The organism is Rhodococcus sp. BS-15 (assembly GCF_000813105.1).
GTDB lineage: Bacteria > Actinomycetota > Actinomycetes > Mycobacteriales > Mycobacteriaceae > Rhodococcoides.
In genome coordinates this window covers 1-1,425 of the sequence record NZ_BAOX01000541.1, presented here as the reverse complement: position 1 = coordinate 1,425, position 1,425 = coordinate 1, and the positions used below count along the sequence as shown (strand labels likewise).

The window sequence follows — 1,425 nt, the reverse complement described above, 5'->3', positions numbered from 1 at the left end:
TCCGGTCCGGTCAGCTGCGAGACGACCTCGACGTTTCCGACGGCCGGGTGCCCCGGGCGGCACCGTCGTCGGCCCGGGCTCTGCTGCGGTGACGGCGGGAGCGGGCGGCAGGGTTCCAGGGGTACCGCCCGGCCCGGGGATCGGGATGGGGATGGTCTCGGGTTGCGGGTCGATCTCGATGCGCGGGAACGGCAGATGGTCGGCAGAGCCTGTTGCCGGTGTCGGTGAATCGGTGTCGTCGGTGAGATCGGGGCATGGGTCCGTACACGGGTCGGTGAGCGGTTCGGCCTGCACGCGGGTGTTGTTCGGGGCGGGATCGGGCACCGGCACGAGTTCGATCGACGGATACGGCACGGGGATCACCACGCGGTCCGGCAACGGTGGCAGCTGCGGCGGATTGCCCGGCCCGATGGGCTCGGGTGGGTAGTCCTTGGGGTCGAATCCTGTTTCGCCACAGGAGTTCACCGGCGGCGGCGGGGCTGCGAACGCCGGAGGCGCAGCAAGAACGGCCGTACCTGCGGCAACCGCGAGTATGCAGCCGAGCGACGTCGTGCGGCCGTACATGCGGTGCCCCCGTGTTCTCCGACGAAACCTATCGGTCCGATACGGAAAGATACACCACGTCAGCGGCCTGCGCGCCTGGTGGCGATCACCGCTGCAGCCAAGCCGAGGGCGTAGATACCTGCCCCGACGAACACCAGGATGTGCGCGGTGGGGTCCTGGCTCAGATCGGTCGTATCGGGGCCGACGGCGAAGGCCGCTGCGGCGAGGGCAGCGACGAACGCCACGTTGAACACGGTGTCCTGCAACGCGAAGACGCGTCCACGATGGGCGTCGTCGATCTCGATCTGCATGGCAGCGTCACCACTGAGTTTGACGGTCTGCCCGGCGATGCCCAACAGGAAGGCTCCGATCAGCAAGCTGGTCTGCGTCAGGCCCGAGACGGCACCGAGCTGCGCCACAATGGCGAGCACGAGAGCGGCGACGATGGTGCGGGTGCGACCGAACCTGGGAACGGCGAAGGGCGTGATCAGAGCGGCGAGGAACATACCGACCGCTGTGGCACCGACAGCGATACCGAAACCCGCGAGCCCGCCGGGAAGGGTGCTGCCGGCTCCGCTCTCGCGAAGAATCAACACCATGATGAGGGTGTTGATGCCGAACACGATGCGGTGTGCGCCGATACCGAGCATCGCGGTCGTGACACCGGCGGAGCGCCAGACGGCCTGTGCGCCCGATTTCAAGCCTGCAGCAACGTCTTTCAGTGGACTGTCGGTGCGGCTCGGGGTGCCCGGTCCGAGAGATCGCGGGCGGAACCGCGCCGCAGCGAGCGCCCCGACGACCGATCCGGTGGCCGCGAGACCCACGGCGACCCCCGAGCCGAGATCGCCTGCACCGACGACACCGATCACTGCGACGGCGAGA

Annotated in this window: 2 pseudogenes; both read right to left on the bottom strand. The window is 68.6% G+C overall.

Features of this window, described 5'->3' with window-relative positions:
- Positions 1-564: pseudogene (locus RHBS_RS27755) on the bottom strand (carbohydrate-binding protein); the annotation flags it as partial.
- A gap of 59 nt (positions 565-623) precedes the next feature.
- Positions 624-1,425: pseudogene (locus tag RHBS_RS29430) on the bottom strand (hypothetical protein); the annotation flags it as partial.